13 protein-coding genes are annotated in these 18,287 nt (G+C 51.3%); 11 read left to right on the top strand and 2 right to left on the bottom strand.

What is annotated here, in order from left to right; all coding sequences use genetic code 11:
- Positions 1–81: 81 nt before the first annotated feature.
- The 7 genes from mltG to MKX42_RS25590 all read left to right on the top strand — a co-directional run bounded on the left by mltG (position 82) and on the right by MKX42_RS25590 (position 10,966).
- Positions 82–1,128 (top strand): endolytic transglycosylase MltG, encoded by a 1,047-nt coding sequence (gene mltG / locus MKX42_RS25620; RefSeq protein ID WP_340755633.1) that lies wholly within the window; start codon positions 82–84, stop codon positions 1,126–1,128.
- A 47-nt stretch (positions 1,129–1,175) separates the two neighbouring features.
- On the top strand, positions 1,176–2,108 hold the full coding sequence (locus tag MKX42_RS25615; protein ID WP_340755632.1) for a peptidase U32 family protein: 933 nt from the start codon (positions 1,176–1,178) through the stop codon (positions 2,106–2,108).
- 254 nt (positions 2,109–2,362) lie between these two features.
- On the top strand, positions 2,363–3,685 hold the full coding sequence (locus MKX42_RS25610) for a peptidase U32 family protein (RefSeq protein ID WP_036722597.1): 1,323 nt from the start codon (positions 2,363–2,365) through the stop codon (positions 3,683–3,685).
- Between the two features lie 346 nt (positions 3,686–4,031).
- Positions 4,032–6,230, top strand: coding sequence for a methyl-accepting chemotaxis protein (locus MKX42_RS25605; RefSeq protein WP_340755630.1), 2,199 nt, complete (start codon positions 4,032–4,034; stop codon positions 6,228–6,230).
- 422 nt (positions 6,231–6,652) lie between these two features.
- The gene (locus tag MKX42_RS25600) at positions 6,653–8,539 is read left to right on the top strand and encodes a cache domain-containing sensor histidine kinase (RefSeq protein ID WP_340755627.1); all 1,887 of its coding nucleotides are present in this window, start codon (positions 6,653–6,655) and stop codon (positions 8,537–8,539) included.
- Between the two features lie 6 nt (positions 8,540–8,545).
- On the top strand, positions 8,546–9,856 hold the full coding sequence (locus MKX42_RS25595) for an ABC transporter substrate-binding protein (RefSeq protein ID WP_340755625.1): 1,311 nt from the start codon (positions 8,546–8,548) through the stop codon (positions 9,854–9,856).
- A gap of 48 nt (positions 9,857–9,904) precedes the next feature.
- Complete coding sequence (locus MKX42_RS25590) at positions 9,905–10,966, top strand: LacI family DNA-binding transcriptional regulator (RefSeq protein WP_340755623.1); 1,062 nt, start codon at positions 9,905–9,907, stop codon at positions 10,964–10,966.
- 88 nt (positions 10,967–11,054) lie between these two features.
- Here the strand turns inward: MKX42_RS25590 and MKX42_RS25585 are convergent, their stop codons facing one another.
- Positions 11,055–12,230 (bottom strand): glycoside hydrolase family 130 protein, encoded by a 1,176-nt coding sequence (locus tag MKX42_RS25585; protein WP_340755622.1) that lies wholly within the window; start codon positions 12,228–12,230, stop codon positions 11,055–11,057.
- Entirely contained in the window at positions 12,227–13,459 is a 1,233-nt protein-coding gene (locus MKX42_RS25580) for an AGE family epimerase/isomerase (protein WP_340755620.1), read from the bottom strand. Before MKX42_RS25580 ends, MKX42_RS25585 begins: the two co-directional genes overlap by 4 nt.
- Before the next feature lie 258 nt (positions 13,460–13,717).
- On the opposite strand from MKX42_RS25580, the gene MKX42_RS25575 reads away from it, so the two are divergent.
- From MKX42_RS25575 to MKX42_RS25560, 4 genes are all read left to right on the top strand, one after another.
- Positions 13,718–14,497 (top strand): response regulator, encoded by a 780-nt coding sequence (locus MKX42_RS25575; protein ID WP_340755618.1) that lies wholly within the window; start codon positions 13,718–13,720, stop codon positions 14,495–14,497.
- A gap of 521 nt (positions 14,498–15,018) precedes the next feature.
- Positions 15,019–16,395: an ABC transporter substrate-binding protein gene (locus MKX42_RS25570; protein ID WP_340757811.1), complete on the top strand. Its 1,377-nt coding sequence runs from the start codon at positions 15,019–15,021 to the stop codon at positions 16,393–16,395.
- 107 nt (positions 16,396–16,502) lie between these two features.
- Complete coding sequence (locus MKX42_RS25565; RefSeq protein ID WP_340755617.1) at positions 16,503–17,384, top strand: carbohydrate ABC transporter permease; 882 nt, start codon at positions 16,503–16,505, stop codon at positions 17,382–17,384.
- Between the two features lie 4 nt (positions 17,385–17,388).
- Positions 17,389–18,222 (top strand): carbohydrate ABC transporter permease, encoded by an 834-nt coding sequence (locus MKX42_RS25560; RefSeq protein WP_340755616.1) that lies wholly within the window; start codon positions 17,389–17,391, stop codon positions 18,220–18,222.
- The last annotated feature ends 65 nt before the right edge of the window (positions 18,223–18,287 follow it).

The following is an 18,287-nucleotide window of genomic DNA, read 5'->3' as shown; positions in this document are numbered from 1 at the left end:
AAAAAGCTTATGCTATAAAAATAGGTTGAATTTTGGACAATACAATTTTATACTTTATAGTCGGAAAGTGAGGCGTAACATTTGAAAGCCGTGATCCGCACTGTGCTTATCTTAATTCTGGTCCTGGCAGCTGCTGCAGGAGGAGGAGCATGGTACATCTGGAATGGAATGCAGCCGGTCAAGCCCGCAGGGCCGGCCGTAACGGTTACGATAGAGAAGGGTATGGGAAGCTCGCAAATCGCCGACCTGCTTGAGCAAGAGGGCATTATCAAGCACAGCCTGTTCTTCAAAGGCTATCTGAAATGGGTCCAGGAAGGCTCCAGCTTCAAGGCCGGCACGTATCAGGTAAGCCCCGGCGACTCCTACGATACGCTGATCAGCCGGTTGAATGCCGGAGATGTGGTGAAGGAAGCTACCGTTACTTTTACAATTCCTGAAGGGTATACTGCGGTCCAGGTGGCACAGAAGCTGGCCGCTGCATGGAATCAGAAGCCGGAGGTCTTCCTTGCGCTGATTGATTCCGGTAAGGGCATGGAAGCCGTAAGCAAGCTGGAGATTCCGGACAATCCGCTGCTGCGCCACCGGCTGGAGGGGTATCTTTTCCCGGAAACCTATGAACTGTCTAAGGACAGCACCCCGCAGGAAGTCATCGGGGCGATGCTGGAGCAGCTGGTGAAGAAGCTGGATACGATTCCTGAGTGGAAGGCGAAGCTGGCGAACCGCGGGCTCTCCCTGCATGAGCTGCTGACCGTAGCTTCACTGGTGGAGCGTGAGGTGGTAGTAGACAAGGAGCGTCCGCTGGTGGCCGGTATTATCTATAACCGGCTGGATAAGGGGCAGAAGCTGGAGATCGACGCTACCGTGCAGTACTTGCTGGACAAGCAGAAGGAGCGGTTGTATGAGAAGGATCTGAAGGTAGACAGTCCTTATAATACGTATAAGCAGGCAGGCTTGCCGCCTGGACCGATCAGCAGCCCCGGGCTGGCGTCGATTGAAGCAGCTATGACGCCGGAAATCTCCGATTATTTCTTCTATGTGACTAAGAAGGACGGCTCACAGGGACATTTATTTGCCAGAACCTACAAGGAACATTTAGCCAATATTCAAAAAAGCAAACAAAATCCGTAAGAACCCGCTACAATAGTAAGGATGAGCAATGCACAGGAGGTAACACAATGAATAACACACCGGAGCTGCTGGCGACAGCGGCTTCTCTGGAAGAAGCGGCAGCGCTGCTGGATGCAGGAGCGAGTGCGCTGCTGGTCGGCGATGACCGCTTTGGTATGCGTCTTGCCGGACATTTTACACTTGAAGATACCGCCGCAGTAGTTCAGCTGGCACATGCCCGGGGCGGTAAGGTATATGTTAGCATTAATGGATTGATTCCCAATACGATGCTGGAGGAGCTTCCGGCTTATGTGAAGGCGATCGGCGGGCTGGGTGTGGATGGGGTAGAGTTCGGTGATCCCGCCGTACTGGCGGCCGTCAAAGCCGAAGCGCCGGGAATGAAGCTGCACTGGAATGCGGAAATGACCTCGACCAACTATGCTACAGCGAATTACTGGGGCCGCAAGGGAGCCACGCGGGTCGTTCTGGCCCGTGAGCTCAATATGGATGAGATGACCGAAATGGTTCCTAACCTTGAGGTGGAAGCCCAGGTCCAGGTGCATGGCATGACGAATATCTATCATTCCAAGCGCAAGCTGGTTGCAAGCTATATGTCCCACCAGGGCCGTCCAAGCGATGGCGGAAGCCTGGGTAAGGAGCGCGGGCTGTTCCTGATTGAAGCGGAGCGACCGAATGAGAAGTTCCCGATCTATGAAGACGAGAACGGCACGCATATTATGAGCTCGGATGATATTTGCATTCTGGAGGATCTTCATTTCTTGTTAAAAGCTGGCGTACAAAGCCTGAAGATCGAGGGACTGCTGAAGCCGGTGGCTTATAATGTGGCTGTCGTTAAAGCTTACCGTCATGCTATGGACGTCTACGCCGCTGATCCCGCTGAATATGCATTCGAGGAATCTTGGCTGGAGGAGGTCCGGGCTTTGCAGGACCCTGAGCGTGAACTGTCGTTCGGCTTCTTCTACAAAGAGCAGGTATATTAATATATAAATAAAAGGTTTTGTCTCAGCTCTTGTAAGGTTGATCCCATCATCATTGGGTTCAGCAGCGGAGGGGAATTTGGAACTGCAGGAGCGAAGCGTCCGCCTTTGTCTCCGGATGTTATCCGCTAAGCGGAATAATTCTAAACATCTGGAGACAACAGCGGCCGAAAGTCCAAATTCACCGCAGCGGCGTGTACCACCCGATGTCAGCTTTAAAATCTTGCAGAAGATGAGACACAGAAAGGAGAACAGGAATGGGAACCATGACCAAGCCCCAGTTCAAGGGCAAGCGTTACCGTCTGGACAGACCGGAGCTCCTGGCTCCGGCAGGAAACTTAGAGAAATTAAAATTCGCCGTGCATTATGGCGCGGATGCAGTCTATATCGGAGGACAAAAGTACGGCCTGCGCTCAGGTGCGGATAACTTTACCTTCGAGGAAATGCGCGAGGGTGTTGAATTTGCCAAGAAATATGGTGCCAAAGTATTCGTAGCCACCAATATCTATGCTCACAATGAAGATGTCGCGGGGATTGAAGAATACCTGCGTAATTTATATGAGGCCGGAATTGCAGCGATTATCGTAGCCGATCCGGTGATTGTCGATACTGCCCTGCGCCTGGTGCCGGGTCTTGAGGTGCACCTAAGCACTCAGCAGTCCACGCTCAACTGGCAGGCAGTGTCTTATTGGAAGGAGGAAGGTCTGCCGCGCGTAGTATTGGGCCGGGAGACTAGCCTGGAGGAGATCGCCGAGATCAAGCAGCATGTGGATATTGAGATCGAGAGCTTCATCCATGGTGCGATGTGCTCCTCGTACTCCGGACGTTGTGTGTTATCCAACCACTTCACCGACCGTGACTCCAACCGCGGAGGCTGCTGCCAATCCTGCCGCTGGAAGTATGATCTGTTCGAAGATGCCCGTCCCGAAGGGAACTGGGTATCCGAAGAGGAGCAAGCTGAGGCACCTCAGGCCTTACAGCCCGGAATCACCCAGCTGCCGCTGCATCAGCCCGAGGATAACCCGTTCACAATGGGATCGAAAGACCTGTGTATGCTGGAGAGTATTCCCGACCTGATCGAAGCCGGAATTGACAGCTTCAAGATCGAGGGCCGGATGAAATCGATTCACTATGTGGCAACCGTAGTGAATGCCTACCGTAAAGCCATTGATGCTTACATGGCTGACCCGGAAGGGTATGTGCTGAAGCCTGAATGGCTGGAGGAGCTGCAGAAGGCGGCTAACCGTCCGCTGAATACGGGCTTCTTCTACGACACACCGGACCATGAGGACCACATCTATGAACCGGAAGAGAAGGCGGCTCCGTATGATTTCGCGGGACTGGTGCTGGAGTATGATGCAGAGAGCGGAATGGCGCTCGTTCAGCAGCGCAATAACTTCAAGCCGGGACAGGAAGTGGAGTTCTTCGGCCCGGATGACACCTTCTTCAAGCAGACCGTTGGAGAGCTGTGGGACGAGGCCGGCAATCCGCTGGATGTGGCCCGTCACCCGCTTCAGCGTGTGCGGATGAAGGTAGATCAGCCTGTTGCTTATTTCGATATGATGCGCAAGCGAAAATAATAGCTTTACAAACTAAGGAATGCCCGTTTACACAAGGGCATTTCTTTTTTTTGCATGCTAAAAAAGGAGATATTTTGGGGCCCCCGTAAAGTATCTGAGTAAACATCGAAGCTAAAGCTCCACTTTGCGGGGTTGTTTTGTATCAAATTGCCTATGCAATTCGACAAAAATATATGAGTATTGAAGCAATTTGCAAATAATGCTAAGAAAAATGAGACTTTGTGCCGATATATAGGGCAGGTAACGCTTACATATATCTTCCATTCTAGGCGATAGGCAGGTGATGGTTATGGGAGCTCCCAATCCGGACAACAAGACAGATAAAACGAAGGAGAGTAGGGTAAAAGTGGCGAAAAACAGTAAAAAGCCAAAGAGCACACAAAAGGCTAAGGCCCAGAAGACAGAAGCTTCACAGACAACAAGTACTACGGCAGAGAAGAGAAATTACAAGACAGTATTGAACGGCTCGCTACGCCAGGTGAAAAGGGTGAACCCGACCAAATCCGTGGGGGTGAAGCTGTTCCTTATCTTCTTATCTTCTATCGTGGTGGTGGTCCTGTTCTTAGGACTTCTGTCTTACAACAAAGCGAAGAATACAATTAAAGAGAATGTGTCTGAAGCCAACCGGCAGACGATTATTCAGACCTCGGAGAAGCTGGATATTACCTTGAAGCAGTATGAGAGTCTCGCGCTTCAGTTATATTTTGATACACAGATGCAGGCGAATCTGACAGAGCTGTCCTCAGCGAAGAGCAGCTATGACAAGTTCGTGGCTACGGATGCAATCAGCAAGAAGCTGTCCAGCCAGACTACAACAGATGCTAATATCGTCGCCATATCACTCATTCCGGAGGACCCTGAGATGGGGATCGTCTCCAGCGGAAGCACCGGTCTTGCAGGTGATGATGTGAGAGCAAAGGAATGGTACAAGACCGTGGTCAAGAATTCAAGCTCTTATGAGCCTTATTATACGTCAGAAGCCAAATCCGCCCAGAACTACTGGTTCCCTACAGCCGTTGAAGGCAGCGGCGGCAAGAACCTGGCCATGGTCAGAACGCTTAAGAATCTGGGCTCCAATGCCTCTTATGTAGTCATGCTGGAGCTTAAGAGCACCCTCCTGGAAGAAGCCTTCAAGAGTGTGCAGCTTGGGGATGGCTCGCGGATTCAACTGGTTGCTCCGGATGGAATCGTAGTGGCATCCTCGCAGCCTGAAGAGGACGGCAAAGCCACCGTACTGAATTTCATCAAGGACAGCAAGGTGAACAATGACAGCACGGAAGCGAAGGATGAGAACGGCAAGAATATCCTTGCTGTGTACAACCCGATGCAGAAGGCAGACTGGAAGCTTGCCGGTGTAGTTCCTACCGGACAACTGGTTGAAGCTGCCACGCCGATTCTGGTTACCACCTTCCTTGCTGCCGGAGCAGCAGCCCTGCTTGCCATGGTGGTCGGCTTCTGGATGGTTCAGATGATCGCCAAGCCGCTGGCACGCTTGAAGGACCTGATGCTGGAGGGAGCCGAAGGTAACCTGAGTGTCCGTACCCAGTATGTCTCGAAGGATGAGATCGGCCAGCTGTCGGCTTCCTTTAATATGATGATGGGTAAGATTACTGAGCTGGTAGCCCAGACTACAGATACAGCCCGCGAAGTCCTTGAGACTGCGGGTGAGCTGGGGGATGCCTCGCGCAAGACGGCGATCTCCGCCAAGGAGATCGCTGCGGCCACGGAAGAGATTGCCGGCGGTGCCGGAAGTCTGGCCCAGGAAGCCGAGCGCGGCAATGAGCTGACAGACCTGATTGCTACGCAGATGCAGAGTGTCATTGCAGCTAACTCTGAGATGGATCAGGCAGCGCGTGGAGTTGGGGAAGCCAGCGGACAGGGTGCTGTACAGCTGGAGGCGCTGCTGGATCAGACCGGACGTACAGGTGAAATGACCTCTGCCCTGGTGGATAGAGTCAATAACCTCAAGGAAACGGTATATTCCGTAATCAAGGTGCTGGATGTGATGAAGAATATTACCCAGCAGACGAACATTTTGTCTCTGAATGCAACGATTGAAGCAGCGAGAGCAGGCGAAGCCGGACGTGGCTTCATGGTAGTCGCAGGGGAGGTCCGGCAGCTTGCCGATCAATCCAAACAATCCATTGCTCTGGTCGCCGGAATTACAGATAAGATCGTAGCTGAGATGGATGAGACGGTTGCTGTCCTGTCTGAAGTGGCTCCGCTGTTCAAGGAGCAGATGGTATCCGTGAAGAGTACCAGTGAGATCTTCGTGTCCGTTAAGGGTCAAATGGAGGACTTCATTACGAGTCTGGAGTCTGTAACAGGGGCCATCGACAGTCTGAACCATTCACAGGGCGTGCTATCCGATGCTATGGGGAATGTGAGTGCGGTAGCGCAGCAATCCTCGGCAACCTCGGAAGAGGTTGCCTCCCTCAGCAGTGAGCAGCAGAATGTCAGTGACCATCTCGTAGCCTTGTCGAACAAGCTGCAAGGGGCTTCTACACAACTGGAGAGCAAATTGTCGCTGTTTACGATCAAATAAACATCAGAATCGTTCCGGCTCTGAAGCAAGGGCGTCACGCAAGCCGATATTTGGCTGCGTGACGCCCTTTTTTAGTTGATGTTTAGGATTGCTGCACCGAGAGATGGGCCCCATGCTTCACAGCTGGCTTAGCCAGTACCATTTTTTAAGGAATCCTGTAAAAAGTGCAACAATACTACTCCTTACAAGCGACCGGTGAGAGAAGGCAACAGATTCCTTCAGTCGCAGGGTGATTTTATCCATTAGATGGTCTGTCTCAATAGATTGAACTTGAAAATATAATAGAAATAGAAACTTATTTTCTTCTGACAGTACCTCCTTCCTTGAACATCCTTAAGCAAATGCGTATAATATTTTTGTTAGGGTTTTGTTATTGTTGTTTGCTGGATTAGTTATGTAATTTGAATCAGGGAGAAGGCCGAATGAGAGCAGCACGCAATTCCAACTGGTGGTCTTATATCGTGGATATGTCCATGGAACGCAAGCTGTTCCTGGTATTTCTGGTCATTATTACGCTCCCGCTGTCATTCATCAGTGTGATCAGCTTCAAGAGCTATTCGGAATCCATCCAGGCGAATACAATCGCCTATTCCGAGAAGCTGATTGATCAAATGATGGATTCCATCGATGATTATATAGAAGATATGAAACGGATCTCTTCAATGCCTGCCTACGTCAATGAAATTAAGCAGAACCTGATCCGCTCGAACCGCTATTATGAGCAAAAGCAGATGATGGAAGGCAAGCAGGACCCAGCTCAGGTGGCTCCCGGCGATTTGGATCTCCTGCTGTCCATTCAGCGGGGCATCGAAGAGAATATTTCATTTATTAACAATATTAAGCGGGGAACCAACTCGGTCTATATTTTTGATGCCTACGGGAATGGTTATTATTCTGCCAAGGACGGGGGCATCCGGCTGGATCTGCAGCAGAGCTACAGGTTCTGGAGCGAGCAGGTAAAAGGCTCCGGCGGAGAAGCGACCCTGCTTGGAACGCAGGCGTATACAAGCAATTTGCAGAGTACCCGTTATGCCTTTACGGTGGTGCGTCCCATTCTGGACGGGCTATGGAAGCCAGCCGGCCTGATTGCAGTGGAGGCTAACTTCAGTAATCTGGAGAATCAGGTGGCGGAGCTGGACAAGGTGACCCGGGGGAAATCGATCCTTGTGGATCAGTCGGGCAAAGTCATCTACGACAGTGAGCAGAAGCTGCTGACTGCGGATATTTCCCGCTCCTCCTTATTCCGTGCTGCGGAAGGGAGCTCGGGGAGCTTTTATGATACCGTATCCGGCAAGGACCGGCTTAATATCTATTCAAGCTCAACCAAGACGAACTGGAAGGTGATTATATCCATACCGGTGGACGAATTGACCCGTGGAGTGAAGCTGACCCGTAATGCGACTATAGGCGCTACTCTAATCATCATTGTGCTGGCCCTGATCATCTCGCTCCTTCTGTCGTTTGCCCTGACCAAGCCGCTGACCCAAATGATCCAGCTGATGAAAAAAGTGCAGGGCGGCGATCTCGATGTGACCTTCCGCATTAAACGCCGTGACGAGATTGGTCTCCTGGGGCATCAATTCAACCGTATGCTGGCCCGCATTCGTCAACTGATTCAGGATATTTACCAGATTGAGGAACAGAAGAAGGAGGCGGAGCTACAGGCGCTTCAGAGCCAGATTAATCCGCATTTTATCTACAATACGCTTGAGACTATCCGGATGACCGCAGAGATTAATGATGATGTGGAGGCCGCTGACATGATCTCCATCCTGGGGAAGCTGCTCCGCTACAGCACCAGTGACTTGACCAGCTGGGCGACGATGAAGCAGGAGCTGCTGTATGTGCGCAACTATGTGGAGCTGCTGGGCAGCCGGTATCCCGGCAGATTTGAGCTGACGATTGATGTTCCCGAGGCGCTTGACAACTATTCCATGATTAAGCTGGTTTTTCAGCCGATTATTGAGAATGCTGCATATCACGGGCTGGATGATACCAAGACCCGGATGCATCTGAGCATCAAGTGTGAGTATATAGGGCAGAGGCTTCTGTTCCATATCCGTGATGACGGCTGCGGAATGAATCAGGTTACGCTGGATAAGCTGAGGGAGAGACTTCGGCATGAAGCCCCTCCGAAGAAGAGCATTAATGGAGGGATTGGCATGGCAAATGTACACCAGCGCCTTCAGCTTCATTACGGGCCGGCCTATGGGATTGAGGTGTTCAGTAAGCCTGGCGAGGGTACGGATGTAATCTTGTCATTGCCGCTGCCGGGAATTACTCCCGTAATTGAAGGGGAGACCCCTTGAGGAGGAATGGGCTTGAAACGGATGATTGTACGCTTTCCGGTGTATGCTGTGCTGCTGCTCTTGCTGCTGTCAACCGGCTGTGACAGCCGGAGCGGCAGGGGGCTGGCCCCGGCCCCGGCAGCCTCTGCCGGAGAGGAAGCGCCTTCTGAGCTGTCCGGTACGATCGTGATGCTGACGAACCGGATTGACCTGATTGAGAATGGAACATTTAAGGGCTATGCGGAGGAATTCAGGAAGCGGTATCCTGAAGCTCATGTGGAATTTGAGGGGCTGTCCAGCTATGCGACGGATATCCTGGTCCGCTTGTCCACCAAGGATACTGGGGATGTCCTGTTGCTTCCGGTCAATCTGCCTGCGAAGGAGCTGGAGCTTTTCTTCGAGCCGCTGAGTGGGGAATTGGCGGCGCAGGAGCGGTTCACGACCTTTGCAACCTTTGACGGCAAGCGATACGGGCTGTCTACAGGCAACACCACGAGCGGGATAGTATACAACAAGAAGGCTTTTGAGCGGGCGGGAATTGAACAGGTGCCGCAGACGCTTGATGAATTCTACGCGGCCTGTGCCAAGCTGAAGCAGGCGGGCATCATCCCGCTGTATATGAATTACGGGGCTGTCTGGCCGCTGCGGGAGTGGGGCAATAATCTGGTTAATTATATGACGGGGAACCCCGATTATTTGAATGATATGGTTCATGAGGACAGCCCCTGGCAGATCGGTAACGAATGGGGGCGGGCTCTGGGGATTGCCAGAACGATGATGGCCAAGGGTTATGTTGAGGAGCAGTTATTCTCCAACAGCTGGGAGATCTCCAAATCCAGGCTTGCCAAAGGAGAGGCCGGCATGTATCTGCAGGGGAACTGGACCATCCGGCAGATTATGGATGCCGGCGCTTCGCCGGAGGATATAGGCTTCTTCCCTTTTCCATATGACAACGGTAAGGCTCATTATGCGGCACTCAATCCCGACTGGTTCATGGGGGTTAGCAGATTCAGCCGTCATAAAGAGCTTGCGATGGCATGGCTTCAGTATTTCATCACAGAAACTTCGTATGCCAAAGATTGGGGGTTTCTTCCGGTGAAGGGTTCGGATGAACCCGCTTTACAGCAATATAGTGAGTTCCTCTCTTACCACCCGAAGCTGATTGAGGCTACGGTGCAGACGGATGCGTTCATTGATCTGGCGAACCGGACGAAGCTGAGCTTCTGGTCGGGCGATTATATTCAGGATGTGCTCGCCGCACCGGATCTGCAGAAGTCCTTTGACCAGTTGAATGCGAAATGGAAGGAAGTGCGTATGAGTCAGCAGTCTGCTCCGTAACCACCGGACTCTGTACACTAAGCAAGATCAAATTCTGGAGGTATTGTTGTGGCCAAAAAAGTAACGATGCAAAAAATAGCCGATCATCTTGGGGTCTCCAAGTTCGTCGTATCCAAATCGCTCTCCGGCAAGGAGGGGGTCAATGAGACCACCCGGGAGCGGGTGATTCAAGCTGCTTCTCAGCTGGGATATTTCACCCAAAAAAACGCCTATGTACAAAGTCCGAAGCGCCGTTCCTTGACGGGAGAGCAAGACCGCAATAAGCAATCCGTGCTGGTGCTGATGCCCAATATCCGTTCTCAGACCCAAGATTCACTATATTGGGGCAAAATCGTCGATGGCATTGCGCTGGCGCTGGATCAGGAGGGGCTGGGCATGGTGATCATTTCAGAGCACCGGGCTGATAATTTCGTTAATGTCCTCAATCCTGACGGCCTGCTCGGTCTGATCGGAGTAGGGCAGATTTCCACCTCACTGCTGCTCGAAGTGCACCGGATCGGGCTTCCCCTGATCATGATCGATCATGAGGATGCTTTAATTCCATGTGATACTATATTTGCGAATAACATCGATTCCATGACCCGGCTCGTCAATCATCTGATAGGCACCGGACATACTCTATTTCACTTTATCGGCAATATCCGTTACTCCCGCAGCTTCCGTGACCGCTGGATCGGGTTCCGCCGCGCCCTGGAGGAGAATCATCTGATGGTCCCGGCCATAGGTGACGAACTGCTGCTGGAGGGAATGGATGACCAAATGCTCCGCGACGAATTCAGACGCTGGGTAGCCACCCGGAAAGAATCGGATACCCTGCCTACGGCAATTGTGTGTGCGAACGACTTCACAGCCCTCGATGTCAGTGAAGTACTGCGGGAAGCCGGGCTTGGTATTCCCGCTGATATTTCGGTCACTGGCTTTGACAATATCGAGGATTCCCTGCGGGGGGTTACGCCGCTTACAACCGTTCATGTGCCTAAGGAAGCTATGGGCCGTGCTGCTGTCGAGAAGCTGCTGAACCGTATCCAGAATTCCGCTGCACCGCTGGAGAAAATTCTGATCTCCGCTGATATCGTCCACCGGGACTCTGTGGGGAAGCCGCGGGGTTGAAGCTGACCCAAAAGCCAAGAAATGGCCGGTTCGGACACCCCTCAGGTTGATTCCACTACGCAATAAAGAGTTGTACCGCTTGTGTGTGTTATTTCACCTGCAAATTCCGGTCGATCAAAGCGATGCGCTGCTGTACGCAAGCATAGGAACGAAGCGGATCTTCAGGAGTATGCATGACATAATCGAGCAGTTGGTCTACGGTGGTGGTAGCTACATGGATACGGGTATCGGAGGAGGCGTAGTAGATGAATACCTCTCCGTTGTCACAGGCGATTATACCATTGCAGAAGACAACATTGGATACATCGCCGACGCGTTCCTCGCCGTCTGGAGCAAGGAAATGTCCCCCTGGGGCATGAGTCACACGGTTAGGCTCCGCAAGGTCAGACAAGAAGGCATACAGCACATAGCGCAGGCCGGCAGCCGTATTGCGGACGCCATGAGCGATGTGCAGCCAGCCGAGCGGTGTTTTGATCGGGGCCGGCCCTTGACCGTTCTTCACTTCTTTGATGGTATGGTAGTAGCGCTGGTCTATAATTGTCTCACGGGTGATAACAGCATTCTCAATCTGCTCTGATAAGCCCCAGCCGATGCCGCCGCCGGAACCGGCGTCGATGAACCCGTCCTGCGGGCGCGTGTAGAAGGCGTACTTGCCGTCAACGAACTCTGGATGCAGGACCACGTTGCGCTGCTGGGCGGAGCCGGTCTTAAGATCGGCGAGACGCTCCCAGGTCTTGAGATCCTTGGTACGGGCAATGCCGCACTGCGCAACGGCGCTGGACAAATCGCCAGGGGCAGCGTCCGGGTCCTTGCGTTCGGTGCAGAACAGGCCGTAGATCCAGCCATCCTCATGCTCTACCAGGCGCATATCATAGACGTTGATATCCGGGTCTGCGGTCTCAGGAAGCACTACGGGGTGATCCCAGAAGCGGAAGCCGTCCACACCGCTGCTGCTCTCGGCAACGGCGAAGAAGGATTTGCGGTCATTGCCTTCCACCCGGGCAACGATGTAGAATTTGCCGTTCAGTTCAATCGCTCCTGGATTGAATACGCCGTTCACTCCGATTCTCTCTGCGAAATACGGGTTGCTCTCCTCATTGAAGTCGTAACGCCAGATCAGGGGGGCGTGCTCCGCAGTGAGCAGGGGGTACTTATAGCGGTCATAAATACCGTTGCCGTAAGGCAGCTTCTCATTGGTGCGGCCAATCAGGGCTTCATAACGTTCAGTTAAGGCCTGCTTGCGTTGTTCAAAAATGGTACTCATTGAATAGTCTCCTTTATCTCTGAGGTTTCGCCAAGCCGTCTAATCATCTCGAAGCAGGCCCGGCTGTTGTGATAGGGGCATTTCCAGGCGCTGACCTTCGGTGCATGGGCCAGCGGCTGCAGGGATTCATCCACCCCCCAGTGCCATTCGCCCAGCTTATGATCAATAATATATTTCTCTGTGAAGCTCCATGAGTTCTCAGCGGCTACCAGGAAACGCAAATCTCCGGTTAACTGATACGCATTGTAGAATCCGACCATAGCTTCAGCCTGCGGCCACCAGTCTCTGGATTCGCGGGCTTTGTCAATGAAGCCGCTTAGATCTGCCTCATTCCAGATTCCGCCGTCCGGCGCCACCCCCTCAGTCAGTGCAGCTTCGGCCATCGACAGGGATGCCTTGCGCACGCGTTCAAGCAGGGCTTCGTCTCCAAGTACTTCCGCAGCTTCATAGAGCAGCCAGCTTCCCTCTATGTCATGGCCGAAGGAGATATGCTCTGACTTCACCTGCCACTTTTCATCCATGAACAAATGGAAGTGCCTGCCGTCCGAATCCAGGATATGCTCCAGCATGGTTTCGATCAGCTCAGCGAGCTTGCTTCTGAGTGTCTCTGACTTCCATACCCGGTACAAGCCGGTGTATCCTTCGAGTACATGCAGATGTGTATTCATGGATTTTTTCTCATTCATATCCTTCGCGCTGAGACTTAGGGAATCGGTCATCTCCCACTCCCGCGATAAGGCTTCAATATACCCCTTGTGAAGAGGGTCATAACCGTACTTCTCAATCCAATGGAACAATTGGGTTGCTTGGCGCAGGACGCCGTCCCGGCCGGTGGCATGATGGTACTCAGCCAAGGCATAGATGACAAAAGCGAGTCCATAGATTTGTTTCTTGGGCTGGGAAGCAGATCCGTGTTCATTTACCATCCAGAAGAAGCCGCCGAATTCGGAATCTGTGAAATTCTGAATGAGGTAATCATAGGCACGGTCAGCCATAGCCAGATAATCTGCGGTTCCGTACACGCTGTAAGCACTTGCAAATGTCCAGAGAATCCGTGCATTCAGTACAAGGCTTTTGTCCGCACCGGGCATCACCTGCAGCTGATTGTCCATTTCACCGATGAAGCCGCCATGAGTATCATCCAGGGTATGCTTCATCCAGAAGCCCAGAATATTGTCTTTCAGCTCTGCTTCCAGCCGGGTGCGCCATACTTCGGTTGCATTGTTCATATTTGTACTGTTCACTCCTTAATAGTGCTTGCGGGTGTTGGAGTTATTATTTTATAATTGTTATTATTATATTAGTATATAATGATAACGATATATAACCATGTTATAACCCTTTTCAGCCGGGAATTCAAGCGGGAATTGGATGAAGTCAATTGAAGACTATAAAAGTGGATAGGGGCACATTTTCTAATGGTTATGCAGAGTCTATAATTGTATTGATAGCGCTATCATCAGAGATGAAACGACGGGGGCGATAGGGTGGTAATCCGGATCATGATTGCGGATGATGAGGAAGTGATCCGCCGCGGGCTGGAGAAGATCGCTTCCAGAATGGATGTGGAGGTCAGGGTAATCGGCTCGTACGGCAATGGGCTTGAGGCCTGGAACCATCTGCAGGAGCTGAGCCTGGAGGAGATTGATCTTCTTATTACAGATATCAAGATGCCGAGAATGGATGGATTCCAGCTGATTGAAGAGGCGAGAGGACATCTCAAGCAGCTGCCTATAGCAGTGCTGAGCGGCTTCAGTGAATTCGACTACGCCCGTAAGGCCATGCGCTTCGGTGTACTTGATTATCTGCTGAAGCCCATTGATAAGGCACAATTATATGATTTGCTTAAAAGTGTAGAAGCGACCCGGCAGACGCTTGCGGCTGCTCCCTCCGATGAAGTGCCGCATCAGCCTTCCGAAGGCGGGGAGCATTATGTAGTAGAGCAGATGAAGAGCATTCTTGAGCAGGATTACGGTCTTAATTTCGAGCTTGAGCGGCTGGCTGAGGCCGTGGGAATGAATGCAAGTTATATCAGCAGGCTGTTCAAGCATAAGACAGGGCAGACCATTACCGACTACTTGATCGGCATCCGCATTGCGGAGGCCAAGAAGATGCTTCTCCATCATCCGGACCTGAAGAATTATGAGATTGCTGACAAAGTCGGCTACAGCGATCCGGTGTACTTCAATAAGCTGTTCAAGAAGATGTGCGGCATGACTCCCAAGGAATATAAAAGCCGGTACAGATCAAGATATGAGTTATTTTAACGATACTACACACTGGCACTACCTGTTCACTTCTTCAAGGAGTGATAGGGTAGTGTTTTTCCTTGTGGTGAAGGTGACTTTATTGCTGAACAAGCGTCTGCTCAAGGAGAACCAGGAGGAAGAGTGGACCGGATTTTACAGGACACAGACTGATGTATGCGTAAAACCGAATACATTGGGCAACGTCACAGGCATATGGGCTATTGTATTCGGAAAACCGAATACAACGCAGCCGCAAGGGGACATGAGCCGGAGTACAGCATCTGTCACCCGCAGGGTGTATTTTTCTTGTAAGCTATATTTTATATAACAAAAATAACAAATGGAAGACCAGAAAAAGCAATTTAAACCATCGTTTAAAGGGATATTAAGGTCTATAATTGCAATGAAAGCGATAACAACAAGAATTTAAGATGAATTCAGGACGATTTGAGTTCAGTTTAGTAGGATGATGAGTTATGTTGTTATTTTTTTGTTATTATACTATTCCGTTCCAAATGAAGAGAGGGGTCAGAAATATGATGAAAAAAACCAAAGCAGTTACCGGGTTGACAGCGCTGACACTGATGGCCGGGCTGTTCTCCGGTTGTGCATCTGACAACAATAATGCCACTAATGCGGCAGCAATCGATGCAGGCGGGAACACAGGCACCGCAGCGGAGGCAACAGCCGCTCCAGAGGGAGATGCCGCCAAGGATATCAAGGGTGATATTACGGTTATTACACAGCGGACGGATATTGTGGATACCGTGTTCAAAGACTACGCCGCCAAATTCAATGAGAAATATCCAAATGTCAAAGTGAATTTTGAAGCCTTATCGAACTATGAGGATCAGATCAAAATCCGCATGAGCACCAGTGATTACGGAGATGTACTGCTCCTGCCTACCAGCGTAGCGATCAAAGACCTGCCGGATTTCTTCGAGCCATTGGGTAAAAAGTCTGATCTGGAGCAGCAATATACAGGCCTCGAAGAGCGGACGGTAGGCGGGATTTCATACGGCATTCCAATTACGGTTAACTTCTCCGGCGTGATCTATAACAAGCAGGTCTTCAAGGATGCCGGAGTGACCGAGGTTCCAAGAACCTTCGATCAGTTCTCCGCCACACTGAAGAGCATCAAGGAGAAGACGGATGCCGTTCCTCTCTACACGAACTATGCTGCAGGCTGGACGCTGACCCAGTGGGAGGCAGATCTGGCTACCGTTGCCGGAGACCGTGAATATGTCAACATCGGCCAGGTAGCCTCCGATGATAACTTCGTTCCAGGCCAGCCGCACTATGAGCTCTACAAAGTGATGTACGATGCAGCCAAAGAAGGTCTGATTGAAGAAGACCCGACTACAACCGACTGGGAATCCTCCAAGGCGGATCTGGCGAACGGCAAAATCGGTACGATGATGCTTGGCTCCTGGGCCATCGGGCAGATTAAAGGGCTGGCGGCCAGCCCGGATGATGTAGGCTTCATGCCATTCCCGACCAATGCCGACAAGATCCTGGTTCCGCTGTCTGACGACTATAATCTGGGGGTTAGCATTCACAGCAAAAATAAAGAAGCCGCCAGAGCATGGGTGGACTGGTTCATTAATGAATCCGGTTATCCGACTACAGAAGGCGGAGGCATGAGCCCGGTAAAGGGAGCCGAGCTGCCTGAAATCCTCAAGCAATTTGCAGGTACAGACATCACCTTCGATACGCTTGCTCCAGCCAAAGCCGGTGAGGAAGGCTGGGTGGATGCCATTGATAAAGAGGCTGAAATCGGCCTGTGGCAGCCTGACTTCAAGAAGGTAATCATCGAAGCAGCGATTGGCAACCGGAAAGAGTCCTATGATGACATTATGAAAGAACTGAATGATAAATGGAAAGCAGCCAGAGCCAAAATTGTGACTGCCAAGTAGATTAAAGATCAAAAGAAAGGGGAGATGCCGGTAACGGCATGGTCCCCTTCACTTTTGCAGGGATAGAAGCGCAAGGAAGAGCAGTAAGTTTTCAGGAGGTGTGGAGAGTGCCCAAATTGTCTAACATGAGCTATAAAAATCAACGGATTCTGATCATCTTTTTATTTTCGCTAGTACCCGTAGTGCTGCTGCTGACGTTCTCCTATTTACCTGTGTTCAAAATGTTTCAGTACAGCTTCACCAGCTGGAACGGGCTAAGCAAAAATATGGAGTACATCGGCTTTGACAACTACAAGACGATCTTTACCAAGCCGGAGTACTTCGCCGTGTTCAAGGTCAGTCTGTACTACTTTTTTGCCACATTTGTCCAGATGGTGCTGGCGCTTTATTTTGCCACGATTTTGAGCTTTAATGTCCGGATGAAGAACTGGTTTAAGGGGATTCTGTTCTTTCCGACCTTGCTGAACGGTGTGGCGATCGGGTTCATCTTCCTGTTCTTCTTCAAGCCGGAAGGCACCCTTAATACCATTCTTGATCTGCTGGGACTCGGGGCGCTGCAACAAAAATGGTTGCTGAATCCGCAGCTGATTAACATCTCTCTCGCTTTTGCCTCGGTATGGCGTTACATGGGGATGAACTTTATTATCTTCCTTGGCGCAATCTCCTCGATCGGCAGCGATATCTATGAAGCCTCTGAGATAGACGGGGCTAACCGCTGGCATCAGTTCCGGCATATCATCATTCCAAGCATCAAACGCATCCTGCAGCTCAATCTGATCCTCGCGGTCAGCGGGGCGATCGGTGTGTTTGAGATTCCGTACGTGATGACCGGCGGCTCCAACGGCAGCGGTACTTTTGTCATCCAGACCGTCGATGTAGCCTTCAAATACAGCAAGCTGGGGCTGGCTTCGGCAATGGCTGTGGTCTTGCTTGGTATTGTGGTGCTGGTCACTATCCTGCAGCGCATTCTGATCAAGGAGGAGAAATAGAGCGATGCATACCTTCAAATACAACCTGGCCGCTGTGTTCAAATATGTCTCCCTGGTGCTGGGCGCACTGATGGCATTGATACCAATTGTGGTGGTCTTTTTCGCTTCCCTGAAAACCAATGCTGAGTATGCCTCAACCGGTCCGCTGACCCTGCCGGAGAACTGGCTGAATTTCGCCAACTATTCTAAGGCCTTCGTAGACGGGAATATGCTGCTCGGCTTCATGAACACGATCATTATCGTCATTATTTCCATTGCGGGCGCTACGCTTACCGGCTCGATGATGGCTTACATTCTGGCCCGGTTCAAATTCAGAGGCAGCAAGGCGCTGATGGGGGCTTTTCTGCTGGCTACGCTGATTCCCGGAGTAACGACGCAAGTAGCAACTTTTCAGATCATCAATGCCCTGGACTTGTTCAATACCCGCTGGGCGCCGATTCTGATGTATCTGGGGACCGATATTATCGCTGTCTATATCTTCATGCAGTTCCTGGACTCGATCTCTGAATCGCTTGACGAATCGGCAATGCTGGATGGGGCCTCCTACTGGACGATCTACTGGAGGATTATTTTTCCGCTGCTGAGTCCGGCCATTGTGACGGTGATTATCGTGAAGGTCGTTAATATCTACAATGACTTCTACACCCCGTTCCTGTATATGCCAAAAAGCAGCCTGCAGGTCGTATCTACCGCGCTGTTCAAATTTAAAGGACCCTACGGCTCGCAGTGGGAGGTCATCTGTGCCGCGATTATGATCGCCATCATTCCGACGCTGATCGCGTTCGTAGCGCTGCAGAAATACATCTATAACGGCTTCGCCCAAGGGTCGGTCAAATAAAGCGGCAAGCCGGGGAGCAACACACCATCGCAGCGGCTGCTGCAACTATTATTGGAGGGATTCTA

The organism is Paenibacillus sp. FSL R7-0204 (genome assembly GCF_038002225.1).
GTDB lineage: Bacteria > Bacillota > Bacilli > Paenibacillales > Paenibacillaceae > Paenibacillus_AQ.
The sequence above is the reverse complement of the archived record's forward strand: the minus strand, read 5'-3'. Positions and strand labels throughout refer to the sequence as shown.

Coding starts and splice junctions, on each gene's coding strand:
- MKX42_RS25615 (WP_340755632.1), top strand. CDS start 1,176: ATGAATAACACACCGGAGCTGCTGGCGACAGCGGCTTCTCTGGAAGAA.
- MKX42_RS25580 (WP_340755620.1), bottom strand. CDS start 13,459: ATGAACAATGCAACCGAAGTATGGCGCACCCGGCTGGAAGCAGAGCTG.
- MKX42_RS25595 (WP_340755625.1), top strand. CDS start 8,546: ATGGGCTTGAAACGGATGATTGTACGCTTTCCGGTGTATGCTGTGCTG.
- MKX42_RS25610 (WP_036722597.1), top strand. CDS start 2,363: ATGGGAACCATGACCAAGCCCCAGTTCAAGGGCAAGCGTTACCGTCTG.
- MKX42_RS25570 (WP_340757811.1), top strand. CDS start 15,019: ATGAAAAAAACCAAAGCAGTTACCGGGTTGACAGCGCTGACACTGATG.
- MKX42_RS25600 (WP_340755627.1), top strand. CDS start 6,653: ATGAGAGCAGCACGCAATTCCAACTGGTGGTCTTATATCGTGGATATG.
- MKX42_RS25585 (WP_340755622.1), bottom strand. CDS start 12,230: ATGAGTACCATTTTTGAACAACGCAAGCAGGCCTTAACTGAACGTTAT.
- MKX42_RS25560 (WP_340755616.1), top strand. CDS start 17,389: ATGCATACCTTCAAATACAACCTGGCCGCTGTGTTCAAATATGTCTCC.